Below are 17379 nucleotides of genomic sequence, written 5' to 3' on the forward strand. Positions count from 1 at the left end.
ATCCGCCCGGTGCGGTTGCCGCCGTGGGCGGCGGGGGCGAGCCCGACCACGAGGACCCGCGCGGACTCGTCCCCGTAGGAGGGCACGGGCCTGCCCCAGTACGGCTGGTCGGCGAAGGCCCTTCGCTTCTCCCCGGCCACGGTCTCGCGCCACTGGACCAGCCGCGGGCAGGCCCGGCACACGCTGACCCGCGCGTCGACCTCGGCCAGCGAGGACGCCGATGCCGCCAGGTCCCGGACCTGGTCGGCCGAGGCCGCGGCCGGCGTCGTGGGCAGTGCGGGGTCCTCCGGCCAGCCGGTGCCCGGCGGCACGGGTGAGGCGAAGCGCCGTCCCGTCAGCGGATGCGGGAGCGCTTCCGCATCCGGTGACGGGACAGCGCCGGGGTCCTCATCGGGGTGATCAGCTGTCATCATCCCGAGTAGATCACACTGCTCACACCCGGGGCGCCTGCGATCTTCACACCCCTCTCCGCCGGGCCTACCCTGAAGGGGGATCGCGTCCAAGGAGAGTGCGTCATGGCGTTCGTCCAGCTGATCGAATACACCACCACCCGGCCCGAGGAGGTGGCCGAGGTCCTCGCCGAGTGGGAGCGGGCCACGCAGGGCAAGCGCACGGCGCGCCGGGCCGTGTGGATGACGTACCGCGACAACCCGGACCGATACTGCGAGGTCGTCTTCTTCGACTCCTACGAGTCGGCCATGGAGAACTCGCAGCTTCCGGAGACCGCGGAGTTCGCCAGGAGGATGCGGGAGCTCGTGGACGGGGAGATCACGTTCCGCGACTTCGACGTCGTGGACGAGCGCGAGCTCTAGGCAGGAACCGCCGGCGTTACGGTCACGATGCACGGTGAGACACGCCGCGCGAACCACCGTCCATCGTGCTCGTAACCAACTCGAGGCGTCAGCGCTCCCCCGTGCCCGCCCTCTTGCGCGGCCCGGGGACCTTGGCGTCGGACTCGCGCAGGTACAGCGGCTGCACGGGCAGCAGGCCCCGGCCGCGGCGCAGGGAGAGCTCGCCGACCAGGCCGAGGGCACCGGCGTCCGGGACGGTGGTGCGGAACTCCGGGACGGAGGACAGCACGTCCGGGTAGAGCCCCGCCCCGGCGCCGTAGACCGGCAGCGGGGTGACGTCGGCCGGGGCGGTGACGAACGGGCCGTGGAGGCGCTGGAACTGCCCGCCCACGTGCGAGTAGTGCGCCCAGTAGACCTCGCGGCGGCGGGCGTCGGTGGCGACGACGAACTCGTCCACCCCGCGGCGCCAGGCGTCCTCGGCGGCGGGGTGGGCGATCGCGTCCAGGCTCATCACCCCGTGCACGTCCAGCCCCCAGGCGAAGGCGAGCGAGCGGGCGGTCACCAGCCCGGCGCGCAGCCCGGTGAACGGCCCGGGCCCGACGCCGGCCACCACGGCCCCGAGGTCCGCCGCGGCCACGTTCGCCTCCCGCATGACCTGCTGCACGGCGGGGGCGAGCACCTCGGCGTGGGTGTTGGTCTCGGTGGTGGAGAAGCGGGCGAGGACCTCGCCGGAGAGCACGACGGCGGCGCTGGCGGTCGCGGAGGCATCGATCGCGAGCAGGGGGCGGGGGGCGGAGGTCACGGGGTCCAGTCTACGGAGCACCCGTACCCGTCACGGCGGCTCCGGTGAAAACCCGACGCCACCAGCGACTCATCCTCCCCGGGACCACCCCCGTGCACTAGATTGAGCGTGTGACAACCCCTCCCCCTCCGGGTGCCTCGACGCCTGCCGAGGACCTGACGGAACTCGCCTCGGCCCTGGACGAGGCGGCGCTACGCCACAACTTCTCCGGTGCCATCTCCATTGACGTGGAGGGCTCCCCCGTGCTGTCCCGCGGGTACGGGCTGGCCGAGCGTGTGCTGCGCATCCCGAACACGCCCGAAACCCGGTTCGGGGTGGCGAGCGTGTCCAAGGCCTTCACGGCACTGGTCATCATGTCCCTCATCGAGGACGGCTCCCTGTCTCGGGTCTCGAGGGTGCGGCCCATGCTCGGCCTGGACCTGCCGGAGATCGACGATGACGTGACCCTGGAGCACCTGCTCGGCCACACCTCGGGCCTCGGCGACTACCTGGACGAGTCGGCCGACTGGGAGGTCACCGACTACGTGCTGCCCGTCCCCACGCACACCCTGGCCGAGACCGAGGGGTTCCTGCAGGTGCTGCACTGCCCGCAGGTCTCCCGGCCCGGAGAACGGTTCGCCTACAACAACGGCGGGTACATCGTCCTGGCGCTGGCCGCCGAGCGCGCCTGCGGCCGGAGCTTCCACGAGCTGGTCACCGAGCGGGTGCTCGCCCCCGCGGGCATGGGCAATACCGGCTACCCCCGGCTGGACGAGCCCGCCGCCGGTACCGCCACCGGGTACCTGCGGTGCGACTCGGTGCGCACCAACGTGCTGCACCTGCCGGTGCGCGGCAACGGCGACGGCGGTGCCGTCACCACGGTCGAGGACCTCAGCAGGTTCTGGCGCGCCCTGGCGGACGGCAGGATCGTCTCCCGTGGGGCGCTGGCGGAGTTGACCCGCCCCCGGCACCACGACGAGTACGAGGGTCTGCGCTGCGGGATGGGCTTCTGGCTCGACGAGGACGGCCCCGGTTGGATCCTGGAGGGATACGACCCCGGCATCTCGGTGCGCACCCGCTTCGACCCGACCACCCGGACCACCGTCACCATCGTCTCCAACGACTCCGAGGGCGCCTGGCCGGTCATCCAGCGCTATGTGGACTGGCTGAATCCCTGCGGATCCTGGATCTGACCCGCTGCACCCCAGCACGGCGCCTGCCTGCCTGCCTTCGCTGCGCGACCAGCCCCTGCACCTGCACCTGCACCTGACCAGTAGCAACCGAGTACACCACCCCGTTTCCCGTCCCCTCCGGCCCGCCTACCGTGTGAGCAGCACCGGCGACGGGAGGGGCGACCATGGCGACACCCACTGGGAGCACCCTGGGCCGCCGGGCCGCCCTGGCGGTGCTGGCCGGCGTCGTGATCTCCACCGGCGCCCAGGTGAAGGCGACCCCCTCCGCGACGGGTGACGCCCGGTTCACCTCGGTATCCCCCGAGCCTGCGGGACGGGGACGGACCGCGCTGACCGGAACCGCGCGCTACACCGCGGAGTCCACGGCCTGGGGGCACGCGACGGTGACCGACCGGCACACCGGACAGCGCACCCCGGTGGCCCTCGACTACGGACGGCTCTACGCGTTCGGGTCCTCCACCATCGCGCTGTCCGGCCCGCGCTTCGCCGCCGAGTTCCGGGGCATGCCGTTCTACAACGGGGGTCACAGTGGTGAGCTCGCCGAGGAGACGGTGGCGCGCCTCGGTTCCCACCCGGCGCAGGACACGGCCTTCCGGCCCACCCACGGCCAGCGCGGGGCCATCCTGCTGCTGAACCTCGGCAAGAACAACCTCAACGGGGCCGGTGGGACCCGGGACGTCGGCACGCTGCTGCAGTGGACCCGGGACGCGGTGGCCTGGAACGGTGACACCAATGTCCTCGTGATGGGCCACTTCGTCAACACGCACACTCCGCGCGCCGGTTCGGCGCTCCGGGACGGGGTCACGGCCTACAACGCCGCGGCCCGCGCCGAGTTCGGCCGGCAGTTCCTCGACCTGGGCGGGTTCCTCACCTCACCGGAGGTGTGGGGGTACGCCGGCATCACCCCGACGCCGGCAGACCGGCAGGAGCAGGCGGCCGGGAACAAGCCGCCCTCGCTGTCCAAGGACAGCGCGCACCTGAACCCTGCGGCCGAGGCGGCCGTCGCCCGCCTGGTGCACGAGCACCTGCGTGAGCTCGGTTGGTTGCGCTCCGGGCCCGGGTAGGCCACCACCCCCTAGGATCACGGTGTGGAGACTGACCCGAACGGATCGATGGCCCTGCTGCGCCGTGTGCGCGCGGGCCTGGACCGCCTCTCCCCCGCGGCTTCCCTGGCGGAGCAGCAACGGGGTGCGGTGCTGATCGACGTGCGCACCGAGACCCATCGCGCCGAGGCCCCGGGCATCCCGGGCGCGATCGTGATCGACCTGACGGTGCTCCCCTGGCGGCTCGATCCCGGCTTCGAGTACCGCATCCCGGAGGCCACCCGCTGGGACACCCGCTACGTGCTGTTCTGCCGGCACGGCTACGCGTCGTCCCTGGCGGCGTGGAACCTGCGCCAGATGGGACTGCATCGCGTCACGGACATCGACGGCGGCTTCGAGGCCTGGCAGCAGCACGGCCTGCCGGTCACCTACGGAGACTTCGACGTCCGCACGTGACCGACAGGCCCGGCCGCGAGCGCTCCGCGGCAGAGTATGAGTGCTCCGGATTACTGCATGAACATCAGGAAGAAGAAGAACGCCGCCAGGACCAGGAGCACCAGGGCGATCCCGACGGCCGTCCCGGCCTCCAGGCGCTTGGGGTTCGATCCGTAGACGGTCCGATAGTGGGTACGGCTCTGAGAGTTGTTCATGGTGGCCCCTCCGAAGAGTTCAGCGGAAATCCGCACGTGCGTATGAGACGGGAACCGGCGCGGCGTTTCTTGGGGATGGCCGAGCGGTTACCTGAACGCGAGTCTAGCGAGCGCCGCCCCTCAAGAGCTAGAGATCTGCTCAACATCCATCGCATACGACGGTATGTGTCGTGGAGCGTCCTGCAGCGCACCGGGGGCACTGGGGATCCAGCACGACCACCACCCGGGGTTCTCGTGTGTCGCGGATGCACGTGCAGATCGCCGTGGTCCTGCCGTTGAGTCGGCCCATGGTCTACTTCGCCTCCGTGGCATCAGGGTTTCCTGCTTGCCGAGGAACCTACGCACGGACGCCACGGGGAACATGCGAGGGCCATACTCGTTGACCTCTTGGTGCCCCGTGACCAGGCTCTTTACGACGCTTTCACAGCATGGGACCACGCAGGGTTGTCAGTGGGGCAGTGCCGCGGAGGCCCAGCGGGGCCCGTAGGCCAGGACGACGGCGGTGCGCGCCTCGTCCTGCCCGGCACCGTCCTCGTCGGAGAAGTCGGTGATGATGGTGCCGGCCTCGGCGTCGGCGCGGACGCCTTCGCCACCGCTCGTTCCCCCACCGGTCGCGCGCAGCAACTCGATGTCCAGCCACGACGCCTCGGGGTCATCGGGCCAGCCGGCCAGGGACTCCGCCAGTCCCCTCCCCCACTCGACGACCGTCACCGACCGGTCCACGGTGGTGTCCAGGTCCAGGTCGGACAGCTCGCCGGCGGATGCGAGCCGGTAGGCATCCACGTGCACCAGGTCGGGTCCGCCCTCCTGGGACGGGTGGATCCGGGAGAGCACAAACGTCGGAGAGATGATGCCCTCCCGCACGCCGAGTCCCGCCCCGAGGCCCTGGGTGAAGGTCGTCTTCCCGGCCCCGAGCTCCCCGGTCAGGATCACCACGTCACCGGCCCGCAGCTGCTGGGCCAATTGCGCGGCCCATGCCTGCGTCGCGGCGGCTCCGTCCAGCGTCACCTCGAGCCGGGCCAGCGGGTGCGGGACCGGCACGTGGACGGATCTCACCGGCTCTCCCCCGTGGGGATCCCGGCGTCCACGCCCGGATCCGTGTCCACGTGGATCCTCGGGACCCGGGCACCGATGCGGGTGACGAGTTCGTAGTTGATGGTCCCGGCCGCGGCGGCCCACTCGTCGGCGGCGATCCCGGACTCCGGGCCGAACAGGTCCACCCGGGCCCCGATGGGCGCTGCGGCGGCGTCCTCGGTCCGCAGGTCCACCACGAACTGGTCCATGGCGATCCGCCCGGCCACCTCGTACCGCTGGCCGCCGATGGACACGGGGGCGGCGATCGCCGTCCGCGGCACCCCGTCCCCGTACCCCAGGGGGACCAGGGCCAGGCGTGTGGGGGCGGAGGTGTGGTACCGGTACCCGTAGGAAACGCCCTGGCCGGCGTCGACGGCCTTGTTGTTCGCCACCGTGGTGGTGACGGTCATGGCGGGGATGAGCCCGAATTCCTCAGCGGGACGGTCGCTGAACGGTGAGAGTCCGTAGATCCCCAGGCCGGCTCGGACCAGGTCCAGGTGGGCATCCGGACGCCCCAGGATGCCCGGGGTGTTGGCGATGTGCCGCAGGTCCACGGTCAGCCCGGCACTCTTGGCGGTCTCCACGGCATCGTGGAACAGGGCCAGTTGCTCGTCCGTCTCGGCGTCGCGGTCCTCCTCGTCGGCCACGGCCAGGTGGGAGAAGATCCCGACCACCCGGATCACCCCGGCCTCCTGCAGCTCGGCGGCCCGGGCCACCACGCCCGGCCAGTCGGCCAGCGTCGCCCCGTTCCGTCCGAGCCCGGTGTCCACCTTGAGGTGCACCCGCGCAGGGCGTTCCAGGCGCTGCGCGGCCTGGGCGATCGCCTCCAGCTCCCAGCCGGAGATGCCGAGGTCGATGTTCTCCTCGATGGCCCGCCCGAACGGGGTGTCCCGGGTGTGCAACCAGGCCAGCGTCGGCGCGCTGAGCCCGGCGGCCCGCAGTTCCAGCGCCTCGGACACGTGTGCCACCCCGAGCCAGGTGGCCCCGGCCTCCACGGCTGCGCGGGCCACGGGCACCGCACCGTGTCCGTAGCCGTCGGCCTTGACCACGGCCATCAACGCGGACGGCTGGACCCAGGACCGCAACTGGGCCACGTTGTGCCGGATCGCGGCCAGGTCCACGACGGCGGCCCGCTCAGCGGGGAGAGAGGGCCCGGTTAATGTGGCGGATCCAGCCGGACCGGTAGGCCCGGTGATACCCACCGGCTGCAGGGCCGGCGGGGTGTGGAAGTCGGTGATGGCGTCGCTGACAGAAGACATGATGGGCCCCATTCTTCCATCACACCCTGAGTGCACCATGGTGGGCGTGCGCGTACGCTCCGGACGCGTATCGAACGGGTGCCTGGCTGGTGGAGACACAGTGGTCCCCCGTACGTCGTGGGTACCCGTCGCAGCTGCCGCAGCTGCGGGATAATGACCTACACGCCGGGTGGGGACAGTGTTTTCCCGGTCGCCGGTTCTTTGCCAGACGCCATGACGTCACGCACGGCACCTGCCAAGGCTGAGGCGCCGAAGGGCCCCTGAGCTGCGGAGCGCTGCCCGGCCATGCCGTGCAGCCATGCCGCAGCGGCCACCTTCTCCACCGTGGCGGTCGGGCCGTCGTGTTCAGTCCGCGCAAGGGCGGAACCGATGAGGCCGGCCAGGGTGTCCCCGCTGCCGGCCGTCGCCAGTTCGGGGCCGCCCTCGTTCTGGACGATAGTCTGTCCGTCGGGAGCGACGCAGACGGTGGTCGGCCCCTTGAGGACCACGACGACGCGCAGTTCCTTCGCCGTCCGCCGCGCGGTGGCCACGGGATCCCATCCGGCCACTGCAGCGAAAGAGACGTTCATATCCGGGGAGAGCCGGCTGACCAGGCGCCGCAACTCCCCCTCGTGCGGAGTCAGCACGACGGGGGCTCCGGCGGCGCGTAGCCGGTCCAGGTCCTCCAGGGTAACCAGGTCCAGCGCGGAGGCATCGAGCACCAGCGGCAACGCGCCGTCCACACAGGCCTCGACGACCTCGGCCAGACGCGAGCGCGCATCGTCGTCGGAGCCGAGTCCCGGTCCGGCCACCCACGCCCGGGCCTTCCCTTCGACCGCGTTACCGGCCACCACTTCGGGACAGGCCGCGAGGACGAGGTCCGCGGCCCGCTGCGGACCGGCGTACTGGACCATTCCCAGCCCCGAGGCCACGGCCGCGTGGCAGACCAGCACCGCGGCCCCGGGGTACCGCTCCGATCCGGCGCACACCCCCAGGACGCCGCGGCGGTACTTGTGGTCGTCCCATGCCGGAGGCGCGAAGACCGCGAGCGCCTCGTCGCGCTCCACCGAGGACACGTCCGGCGTTCCCAGGTACGGCCCCAGCCCGATGTCAACGAGTTCCACACGGCCGGCGGCGTGTGCCCCGGCACCGATGAGCAGTCCGGTCTTGAGGGCACCGAAGGTGACGGTCAGGTCCGCGGGGATCACTCCCCCGGCCACGTGGCCGGTGTCCGCGTCCACGCCCGAGGGCAGGTCGCAGGCGACGACGGTGACCCCTGGCGGCACCGGCGGTATCGACGCCGGTTCCCAGCCGCCCCGGGCCCCGGTCCCCAGTACGGCATCAATGACGAGCACGGCGTGGTCCGGGATCTGCTCCCGCACCCGGCCACCGGCGCGCAGCAGCGCGTCCAACCCAGCCTCGTGCATCCGGGCTCCCGTCGGCACGGCGACGGCGTCCACGCCCCGCTGACGTAGGAAGCTCAGCGCCCACAAGGCGTCCCCGCCGTTGTTCCCCGTCCCCACGAGGGCCACCACCGCGACGCCCGCCACGGGTCCACGAGCGCGCAGTTCCCGCAGGACGTGTGTGGCCAGCCCCCATGCGGCCCGGCGCATCAACTCGTCACCGTGGCCGGTCTCGAGCAGGGGCCTCTCGGCGGCCCGGACGGCGGAGCCGGGATAGGCGTGCATCAGGGCGGCCCTCCTAGGTCGGCGTGGATCTCAGCCCTCGGCGACAACCATCGCCGTGGCGATGTCACCGTCGTGGCTCAGGGACAGGTGCCAGGTCTCCACGCCCCGGGCGGCAGCCACCTCGGCGACGGTGCCGGTGGTCACCACGTGGGGTGCTCCGGCGGCATCGACATCGATCCGGCAGTGCTGCCAGTTCATCCCGGCGGGGGCGCCGAGGGCCTTGGCGATCGCCTCCTTCGCCGCGAAGCGCGCGGCGAGGGAGCGGACGTTGAGCTCGCGCTCGGAGGGAGTGAAGAGCCGCTCGCGCAGGCCGGGTGCCTTGGCCAACTTGGGTTTCGACATCTCGCCCGCCTCAGGCAATTAAGATCTCAGAACATTCGAAACAGGAATGTCGGCTTGGAGGCTCCGTCCTGTCGAAGACATCATTGTGTAGAGCAGTCGATCGGCACCGGCGCCCGTCCGCCAGTTCGTCGCCGCTTCTAGACCACGGCAATAATCCGCGCCCTCATCTTGTGAGTTTACCGCGACAACGTCCATCCGGGGTTGGCGTCTCAAGAGAACCGCCACGCAGTCAACCGAACCTTATCTAGCCGACTCCACCATGGTCCGCGTACCCGGCCGGCGTTGCCACGGGCGGTGGTAATAAGTCCGCGCGATCCCGTGAATGATGGCAAGGCGCAGCTCGTTGCGGTTGGCCCAGCGACCCCCGGCCCGAAGAGACGATTTCCCCTGGCGGGCCTGGACCGGCTTCTGCCTCTCCTTGACTCCCATCAAACACCTCCAAGAAGTCGGTGTTATGACGACCGGTTGATTCGGCTTGGCTACCGCGGTCACTGTAAACAATGCACCCGGTCACGAATCCAGTCCCGCGGTGAGCCACCGTGTCGTCCAGTGCAGCAATGGCCAGGTAGGAGTTAATCCGCAGGCCCCGTGGCGTAACTAACGATCTGCCCCTCAACAGCCGACCCTGATCGTGCACAGATGAAGATTGCCCCCCCTGGTGCGGTGCTCGTCGATATCCGTCAGCCCCTGTTGTTGACGCTCGTGGCGGTGAAGTCCCGTTGAAGCGGGTCATCGAAGACCGGCGAGCCAGGTTTCTTGCCATGCCACTTTGCACGGCGCATCGTGGCCGAGATGATCCGCTGCTGGAAATACAGCCACTACACCGCCGGTCCGCAACGACATGGTCAGCGGCCGCAGCTCATCTGCGATGAACCGTTGTCCAACCTCCGGATCGCTGGCATGGACGTCGGAGGCAGCCTTGAGCAGGGGCTCCTCCCCTCAGTCCCGTGTTGAGACCGGCCGGGTACACCACTTGTAGACGGCCTGCTTGGAATAACCCCATACCCGACAGGACACCGTCACCGGGGCTCCGGTGGCGGCAAGGCCACGGACCAGCGGGGACCTCACTATGAGCGCGCTTGCCCCGGCAGGAAGTTCGTCTGAAACAGAGAGGTAGTGGTCGAATGCAGGATCGCGTTTCCCGCTCCAACACCCGGATCCGCTGGAGCTTCATTGCCTGCTCCCCTCGGCGCCTTCGGCCAGTTCGAAGCCGTGTTGATGCAGGTAGCTTCGTTCACTCAGGACTACAGCGCTGAAATGGACATCCCAAGGTGCTGGCAGACCGGCTTCTGCGTCATTCCTTGCTCGAGCAAGTTCAGGGTGCTGGGCCTGAACTCCTCCGAGTGCCGTTTTCGCACGATGACTACCTTCTTAGTCCCGCAGAGCAGTCCGGCAGTCAACCGAACCTTCAGCGGGCCCACAGCCGGCACGTGGACGCGCTAACGTGCCGCGCCGATTGCGCCAAAGTGGCAACTTCGATGGGGCCGTGATCCAGTTCGAGGGGTGTGACACCGACCGGACCACCTCGCGGCACCCGATCCCCCGGCGTCCACCCCTCGGCGCGGATTATCGCGGATGGTTGCTTCCGGCAGGACTCGGACACCGCGACCAACCCAATCGTTCCCAAGGACTTCGACTACGGCTGTCGCACCGCACTCGTGCGGGCCACACCGCCGACGTTAAAGGTCACACAGGTCAAGACGCTTACCCCGGTGCTACCAGCGGCGGGCGCAACCACCACCAGCCCCCGTGTGACCCTCCCGAAGGGGCCAAGGTTTAAGCGCAGCGTGGTCAAGAATGGGCTGCCATGGCGTGCGGCTCCAACCGGCCACTCCCAGTTGCACATCGGCGCAGAGGGGTGGACAACGGCCCTTGCCTCCTCCACTGTCAGCCCGTTCAACGGCACACACACCATCGACGTGTCCGACATTAGGGTAAGCTCCACCGCCACCCTGGAGCTCCGCGTCACTGGCGCGACCGGGCACAACACCAACAGCGGGGGGACACTACCAGCGCCTATATCGAGTACATCTGATCTGGGCCGATAGCATGGTCGAGTGAAGATGCACGATTCCCTGCCCCTGCTGGCGACCATGGCCCTGACCGCAGTGATTGTTCTAGCAGCCGTCGCCTCACCGGCAGGGGCCGGGGTTGCGTTCTCTATCCTGGCCGCGGTGGGGATACTCGCCGTCATCAAAGGGTGGTGGCGACGTGCCTACGTCATCACCATCCTCGCCATGTTCGCCGGAGCATCCAACATTGATGCGTTGGCGGCGGTCGGTGGCCCTCTGAAGATGGCCGCCCTGGGTTCACTGCTGGTCGTCACCTTGGTAGAGACAGCCGGAAAGGCAGCCGAGTACTACAACGGCATTCACAAGGCCGCCATGCGCATCCTTTGGCTGACGGTCGTCTACGCCCTAGTCTCCTTCATCTGGAGCGTGTCTCGCGTGGAAACCCTAATTGAAGGGCTAACATTTGCCGGTTTCGTGTTGCTCCTGCAGCGCGTCAGCACCGTGCGCTGGAAAGACAGAGGCGCGATGATGGGTGATCTAAGCGCTGTCTACTGGACATTCTTTGTGATGCTCGCAGCCGGCCAAGTCATGGCCGCTTTTGGAATGTTCGAAGCCATCTCCGACTTCAGCGGGCGTCAACAGGGAATCTTGAACAACCCAAACCTGCTGGGAATGCTCGCAGCCATCACCTTCGCACTCGGTATCGGCGTCGCGGCACGTAGGCGTTCAGCTATCACGTGGGCATCCCTACTCATCCCGGCATCCCAGGTCGTGCTATCCCAGTCCCGCACCGCCATGATCGCCGTCACCGTGGCCGTCGTGGTCGTTGTCGTCAAGGGAAGTCTCGCCCGGCTCGTCGCCGCCCTAGCCATCAGCCTGGTTGGTTTCCTGTTCATCCAAGCATCGGGTGTCGATCTCCTCGGGGATTCTATGGATCGCTTCACGGCCAACGAGGGCGGCGACGTCCTCAACGCCCGCGGCGACGTCTGGGGCGAAGTGTTCGAGCGCCTAGCGGTCAACCCTCTGGGTGTGGGATGGGCAGCCTCGCAGATCGCGCTCGAAGCACTACACGCAGCAGGGTTAGGCGTGGGCATATTTTCCGTCCATAACTCCTACCTTCAGATGCTCTATGAACTCGGCTGGGCGGGCCTGCTCCCCGTGGTATTGGTTTCTGGGTTACTACTCGTTGTCATCATCAAGGCGCCTGCCAAGGATTTCGCCGCGGGCTTGACGGCCACAATCGTGGCGGGCGTTGCCATCCAGTTCACCGAGTCCGCGATCTTCGGGGTGGGCCAACCGTATCCTTACCTGTTCTGGTTCGCAGTGCTGGCCGCCGTGCTAAGTATTAAGCCGAAGTCGAAAGACGACCAAGAGAAAATCCGATCATTCCCACTTGAAGCGGCTGACCTGAGCCAGCAGTCAGCAAGTGTGGGTGCCGGAGGCCCAGTCAATTAATTAACAGGGCCTCCGGCACCCACACTTGCAGGGCGGTAGAGCAGTGGCAGAGTGCAAAGAAGGTCACCGAATCACAGCCTGTGGCCGTGCTGCCTTGAAGTGGCATCAAAGCATAAGGACCACGACACTCCGGCCCTACCCCTGCTTACTGGGTGAGAGAGGATGCGAAGAAGTCGGACATACCGCGGGATTGCTCAGGACTGATGTGCAAACCATCGCGGTAGATCCAAGTCCCGTCGCGATACCCTGAGCAGGTATCTGAACACAACGCGAGTACTGGGTCGACCATTGGAGTGCCCGTAACCTCAGCAGCCCGTGTCTCAGCGCTTACGGCGTACTGACGCTGCTGGGCGACTTCTGCCTTGGTGAGAGACGGGGCACAGAATTCTGGACTGTTGATCAGCTCCTGGGTACTGCAGTCGGCAGGATGCCACCATTCTCTGAACGGATCCGGGAAATGTGGCGCAGTCGCAACGAGCATGATCTCGTGGCCGGAATTCTGCAACGTCTGGATTTGATCTTGCAGGGCCTGCTCCCAGACTGCGGCTTTGGCATCGATTCCAGACTGACCCGCAAGGGTCACTGTCTGAGTGGCCAATCCGTTGCCGGCAGTGGCCATGACGACAGTCCCGGATGCCTGCGTGTTTAGCCACGCCGTACCATCCTTCACGTATGTCGCACATTCCTCGCCCTTCGTGGGCTCCTCGGAGTCGTGACGTTGCGCGTCGAAAAATCCGCAGCCACCCCAGGTGGCCACAACCAGCGGGCGACGTAGCTCCTCGGCAGCACCGATCATCGCTTCGGTGTACTGCTGCGCGTTTGAATCACCCATGAGATAGATCGGAGAACCGGGTCGATCAAGGCCCCAGGTGCAAGGACTCATATCGCGCTGACTCACCGGAATGGTCGAAAGGCACTCCTTGTACCCGACGGGCCGCTCGTTGAGCTGGTCCGTTACAGCCTTCAATTGAGGGTTGTTCCAACTGAGCATGCTGCCTACCAGCAACACCAGACATGCCCCGCCGGCGGCCGCAAATACCCCTCCGGGGACGACCACCGTCCGCCACTTAAGCGACCTGTAGCCAAGTCTCTTGAACGGCTCTTCCACGTATCGATAGGTGAGGTCAGCCAGGAGGATCGCAACGACGACTGCGCTGATAACGCCCAGCCCAGAGTCAGGCCAGACGCGTCGGGCAATAACGATTGCCGGCCAGTGCCACAAATACAGGGAGTAGGAACGATCACCGACCCACGTCATCACCTTGGTGCCGAGTACAGATGCCACCGGATTAGGGTGGGAACCGCCCAGTATTACCATCGCCGCACCGAAGACCGGAAGAAATGCGGCATAGCCAGGAAAATGCATGGCACTAGTGATGACAACCGCTCCGACACCAATGAGAACGAGTCCCAGTGCCGAGACCGCGGTGGAGACCGGCGCCGGAACGCGATCCAGAACAGTGCGACGGCTCAGCGCGAGTGCCAGGAGCACTCCAACGGCGAACTCCCACGCCCGGGTCGGCATCATGTAAAAGGCGAACTGCACTGGGTTGCGGACAAACCCGAGAGTCTCGCCCATCGAGGTGGCCAGGGACAGCACAAAAGAAGCGGTACCGATCAACACCACTAGTCCGACAAGTAGCTTCATCGGGTCCCACCGGCGCTTGCGGGCGACCATCCATCCCAGGGCAATTACGACGGGAAAGAACATGTAAAACTGTTCTTCCACACCCAGCGACCATGTGTGCAGGAACGGGTTCGCCTGCACGTGCGGGCTGAAGTAGTCCGACGCGATGAAGTACAGGGCGATGTTAGAGACCCATACCAGCGCCGCACCGCCCGTGGCCGCCGCCTGCTGCTGGATGCCCAAGGGGGAGACCAGCAAGATCGACACGATGGCCGTCACGAGGATGACTAAGGTCGCGGCTGGCATGAGTCGGAAGATGCGCCGCTTGTAGAACTCCTTGAACCCGACCCGATCATCCCGGTGCAGGCCGCGCAAGAGGGAGAGTGTGATCACGAAGCCGGATATCACGAAAAAGATGTCCACGCCGGTGAAGCCGCCAGATAGTCCCCACCGGGCATGCTCGATAATCACAAGGACGACAGCGATAGCTCGCAGACCCTGAATGTCCAGACGCTTCCGGTACTGTGGCTGTTCTATTGCGCGCGCGACAACCGGCAGTGTTTCCGTACTCATGTTTCCCCTCGCAGACGTGGATCCCCGCAGTGATCCTAACGGGGCCATGACTTCGTTACTGACAAAGGCGTAACTGATGACGGCATGAAGACCGGATCAGTGCATAAACATCATGGAGAAAGTGAGCCTCCGAATGCGTGTGGCGGTGGCGCTGACCTGATTGGAATACTCCACGAAAGACAGCCTCCCCCTTAGCGTGATTGTGCGAGGCGGGGCTTAGTCCTTGATGCGGTCGATGGGCGTCTGGAGCCAATCCGGCGGCGGGGCGTCGCACGCCGGGGTCAGGAAGGCCTTGCCGTAAGCCGACATGGCGTAGACGAAGTCATAGACATAACCGAGCGCGCGCCGGACTGGCTGGAACTCGTACATGTACACGGGTCCGGCCCAGCATCTCTCCACGAGCAGCCGGGATCGCTCGACGTGGTGGTTGAAGGTCAAGACACCAAGGCTCTGGGCGTCATGTTCTCGCGCGATGACCGTACCTCCCATGGCCTCGCCTTGGGTAGTCACGGGCTCGGGGGTGAAACACACAGACTCCACGCGCTTGGGAGCATTGCCGCACAATGAGTCCGAGGCACCATCAGGTACCGAGACGATGAGCAGGTCGGTGACTCCCGCCTCGGCCAGTCGGTACGCCTCATCGTGTGCCCCGTCCTGGGTGGACAGCACGAGCAGCGCATCAACGTGCGGCGCGGCGTTCTCCCGAGGGTTGGCCGTGAACCAACCCAGGATTGCGCCCGCGACCAGGAACGCAAGTACCACAAGTCCAGCTCCACGCATCACCCAGCGGCGCCATCGTCCCCGCCGGGCGGACCGACGCAGCCACGATATCCGGTCTGCTCGCGCGGCGCTTGCCCTGTCACCGTCGCCGGTCACCTGATCACCAACTGGCCCATACCCGCTCGCTCAACGCTCCGTGGACTGGAGGATCACGATCCCGCGACCGGGAACGGTGACCTTATCCCCCGCGCTGAACGCGGTGACGTCCGCGGCGGCATGGGCGGTGTCCACCACGAGCGTCCAGGAATCCGGGAACGGCGCACCCGGCAGGGTGTACTCCACCGGTTCCCAGTATGCGTTCAAGAGCACATAGAAATCGTGGTCGGTCTCGGCATCACCCGGCCGGACAGGAGCCGGCAGGTGGTGACCGTTGAGGAAGAACGCGATGGACCGCGCATGGTACGAGTCCCAGTCGGACTCGTCCTTGGGCGTTGCATCCGGCTCCAGCCACACGATGTCCGGCAGCTCCTCGGGGTTCTCGCGGGACATCGGTCGTCCTTCGAAGTACTGCCGGCGGCGGAACACCGGGTGTTCCTGGCGCAACCCGATCACTGTGGAGGTGAACTCGATGAGGGCCTCGTCCGCCTCGTCCCAGTGGACCCAGGACAGTTCGTTGTCCTGACAGTAGACGTTGTTGTTGCCCTGCTGAGTCCGGCCGAGCTCGTCCCCGTGGCAGATCATCGGCACACCTTGGCTGAGCATCAGGGTGGTCAGGTAGTTCCGCTGCTGCTGGGCGCGCAGGCGGTTGACCTCTGCGTCCTCCGTGGGCCCCTCCTCACCGCAGTTCCACGAGCGGTTGTGGGACTCACCGTCGTTGTTGTCCTCACCGTTGGCGTCGTTGTGCTTCTCGTTGTAGGAGACGAGGTCCCGCAGGGTGAAGCCGTCATGGGCGGTCACGAAGTTCACCGATGCCCGCGGGGTGCGATTGTCATCCTCGTAGAGGTCGGCCGAGCCGGTGATCCGGGTGGCGAACTCGGCCAGCGTGCCCGGCTCCCCACGCCAGAAGTCGCGGACGGTGTCCCGGTACTTGCCGTTCCACTCGCTCCACAGCCCCGGGAAATTGCCGACCTGATACCCGGCCCAGCCGACGTCCCAGGGCTCCGCGATGAGCTTGACCTGCCGCAGCACCGGGTCCTGGCGGACCACCTGGAGGAACCCGGACATCATGTCCGGTCCCTGCTCACCCTCGGCGCGGGTGAGCGTGGTGGCCAGGTCGAACCGGAACCCGTCCACACGCATCTCCTCCACCCAGTAGCGCAGGGAGTCCATGACCAGCTGTAGCACCATCGGATGGGACAGGTCCAGCGAGTTGCCGGTACCCGTGTAGTCCATGTAGTGGCGTTCGTCGCCCTCGACCAGGTGGTAGTAGTTCCGGTTGTCCAGGCCTCGGAAGGACAACGTGGGGCCCATGTGGTTGCCCTCTGCGGTGTGGTTATAGACCACGTCGAGGATGACCTCGAGGCCGGCGGAGTGTAGGTCCTTGACCATCTGCTTGAACTCGCGGACCTGCTCACCATGATCGCCGGAGGACGAGTAGGTGTTCTGCGGGGCGAAGTAGCCCAGGGTGTTGTATCCCCAGTAGTTCGAGAGTCCCTTGTCCTGCAGGTAGGAGTCATTGGTGAACTGGTGCACCGGCATCAGTTCCACGGCCGTGACCCCGAGCCGCTTCAGGTGCTTGACGACAGTCGGGTGCGCCAAGCCGGCGTAGGTGCCCCGTTGGTCCTCGGGCACGTCCGGGTGCAGGGCAGTCATGCCCTTGACGTGGGTCTCGTAGACGACTGTCTCGTTGAAGGGGATGTCCGGCCGCTCGTCCTCACCCCAGTCGAAGGAGTCGTCGATGACGATGCCGAGCATGGTGTGGCCCAGCGAGTCGGTGGTGTCGATCTCGTCGTGGTTCTCGAAGTCGTAGGAGAACTGGTGCTGGCCCCAGTTGAAGTCCCCCGTGATCGCCTTGGCGTAAGGGTCAATGAGGATCTTGGCGGCATTGAACCGCAACCCGGAGGCCGGGTCCCAGGGACCGTGCACCCGGTAGCCGTACACCTGGCCGTGTCCCACTCCGGCCACGTGCACGTGCCAAGTGTTGCCGGAGTGTTCGGTCAGTTCCAGACAGGTCTCCTGGCCCTGGTCATCGA

General features: G+C 66.9%; 14 protein-coding genes and 1 pseudogene. 5 read left to right on the forward strand and 10 right to left on the reverse strand.

From position 1 onward, the window contains the following. Positions 1-410, reverse strand: a pseudogene (locus Q0283_RS04665) (uracil-DNA glycosylase); the annotation flags it as partial. Between the two features lie 105 nt (positions 411-515). Between Q0283_RS04665 and Q0283_RS04670 the strand changes: the two are divergent. Next, positions 516-812: a hypothetical protein gene (locus Q0283_RS04670; RefSeq protein WP_298043356.1), complete on the forward strand. Its 297-nt coding sequence runs from the start codon at positions 516-518 to the stop codon at positions 810-812. 88 nt (positions 813-900) lie between these two features. On the opposite strand, the gene tsaB is transcribed toward Q0283_RS04670, so the two are convergent. Next, complete coding sequence (gene tsaB / locus Q0283_RS04675; protein ID WP_298043358.1) at positions 901-1593, reverse strand: tRNA (adenosine(37)-N6)-threonylcarbamoyltransferase complex dimerization subunit type 1 TsaB; 693 nt, start codon at positions 1591-1593, stop codon at positions 901-903. 110 nt (positions 1594-1703) lie between these two features. On the opposite strand from tsaB, the gene Q0283_RS04680 reads away from it, so the two are divergent. The 3 genes from Q0283_RS04680 (at position 1704) to Q0283_RS04690 (ending at position 4264) form a co-directional block, all read left to right on the forward strand. Beyond that, positions 1704-2765, forward strand: a complete 1062-nt coding sequence (locus Q0283_RS04680) for a serine hydrolase (RefSeq protein WP_298043360.1) — start codon at positions 1704-1706, stop codon at positions 2763-2765. A gap of 164 nt (positions 2766-2929) precedes the next feature. Next, the gene (locus Q0283_RS04685) at positions 2930-3829 is read left to right on the forward strand and encodes a hypothetical protein (RefSeq protein WP_298043362.1); all 900 of its coding nucleotides are present in this window, start codon (positions 2930-2932) and stop codon (positions 3827-3829) included. A gap of 24 nt (positions 3830-3853) precedes the next feature. Continuing rightward, entirely contained in the window at positions 3854-4264 is a 411-nt protein-coding gene (locus tag Q0283_RS04690) for a rhodanese-like domain-containing protein (RefSeq protein WP_298043364.1), read from the forward strand. 50 nt (positions 4265-4314) lie between these two features. Here Q0283_RS04690 and Q0283_RS04695 read toward each other — a convergent pair whose 3' ends face one another. From Q0283_RS04695 to Q0283_RS04715, 5 genes are all read right to left on the reverse strand, one after another. Then, positions 4315-4458, reverse strand: a complete 144-nt coding sequence (locus tag Q0283_RS04695; RefSeq protein ID WP_183527443.1) for a hypothetical protein — start codon at positions 4456-4458, stop codon at positions 4315-4317. 447 nt (positions 4459-4905) lie between these two features. Then, the gene (gene tsaE / locus Q0283_RS04700; protein WP_298043378.1) at positions 4906-5466 is read right to left on the reverse strand and encodes a tRNA (adenosine(37)-N6)-threonylcarbamoyltransferase complex ATPase subunit type 1 TsaE; all 561 of its coding nucleotides are present in this window, start codon (positions 5464-5466) and stop codon (positions 4906-4908) included. A gap of 44 nt (positions 5467-5510) precedes the next feature. Beyond that, positions 5511-6791, reverse strand: coding sequence for an alanine racemase (gene alr / locus Q0283_RS04705; protein WP_298043366.1), 1281 nt, complete (start codon positions 6789-6791; stop codon positions 5511-5513). A gap of 158 nt (positions 6792-6949) precedes the next feature. Next, a complete protein-coding gene (locus Q0283_RS04710) occupies positions 6950-8458 on the reverse strand; it encodes an NAD(P)H-hydrate dehydratase (RefSeq protein ID WP_298043368.1) in 1509 nt (502 codons plus the stop codon). 30 nt (positions 8459-8488) lie between these two features. Next, a complete protein-coding gene (locus Q0283_RS04715) occupies positions 8489-8800 on the reverse strand; it encodes a holo-ACP synthase (protein ID WP_298043370.1) in 312 nt (103 codons plus the stop codon). A 2063-nt stretch (positions 8801-10863) separates the two neighbouring features. On the opposite strand from Q0283_RS04715, the gene Q0283_RS04720 reads away from it, so the two are divergent. Next, positions 10864-12267 (forward strand): O-antigen ligase, encoded by a 1404-nt coding sequence (locus Q0283_RS04720; protein ID WP_298043380.1) that lies wholly within the window; start codon positions 10864-10866, stop codon positions 12265-12267. A gap of 145 nt (positions 12268-12412) precedes the next feature. Here Q0283_RS04720 and Q0283_RS04725 read toward each other — a convergent pair whose 3' ends face one another. The 3 genes from Q0283_RS04725 to glgX form a co-directional block, all read right to left on the reverse strand. After that, positions 12413-14467 (reverse strand): acyltransferase family protein, encoded by a 2055-nt coding sequence (locus Q0283_RS04725; RefSeq protein WP_298043372.1) that lies wholly within the window; start codon positions 14465-14467, stop codon positions 12413-12415. A 216-nt stretch (positions 14468-14683) separates the two neighbouring features. Then, on the reverse strand, positions 14684-15229 hold the full coding sequence (locus tag Q0283_RS04730; protein WP_298043374.1) for a hypothetical protein: 546 nt from the start codon (positions 15227-15229) through the stop codon (positions 14684-14686). A 144-nt stretch (positions 15230-15373) separates the two neighbouring features. Continuing rightward, a partial coding sequence (gene glgX / locus Q0283_RS04735) for a glycogen debranching protein GlgX (RefSeq protein ID WP_298043376.1) occupies positions 15374-17379 on the reverse strand: 2006 nt, incomplete at its 5' end.

The sequence above is a fragment of the uncultured Citricoccus sp. genome, from assembly GCF_937871995.1.
GTDB lineage: Bacteria > Actinomycetota > Actinomycetes > Actinomycetales > Micrococcaceae > Citricoccus.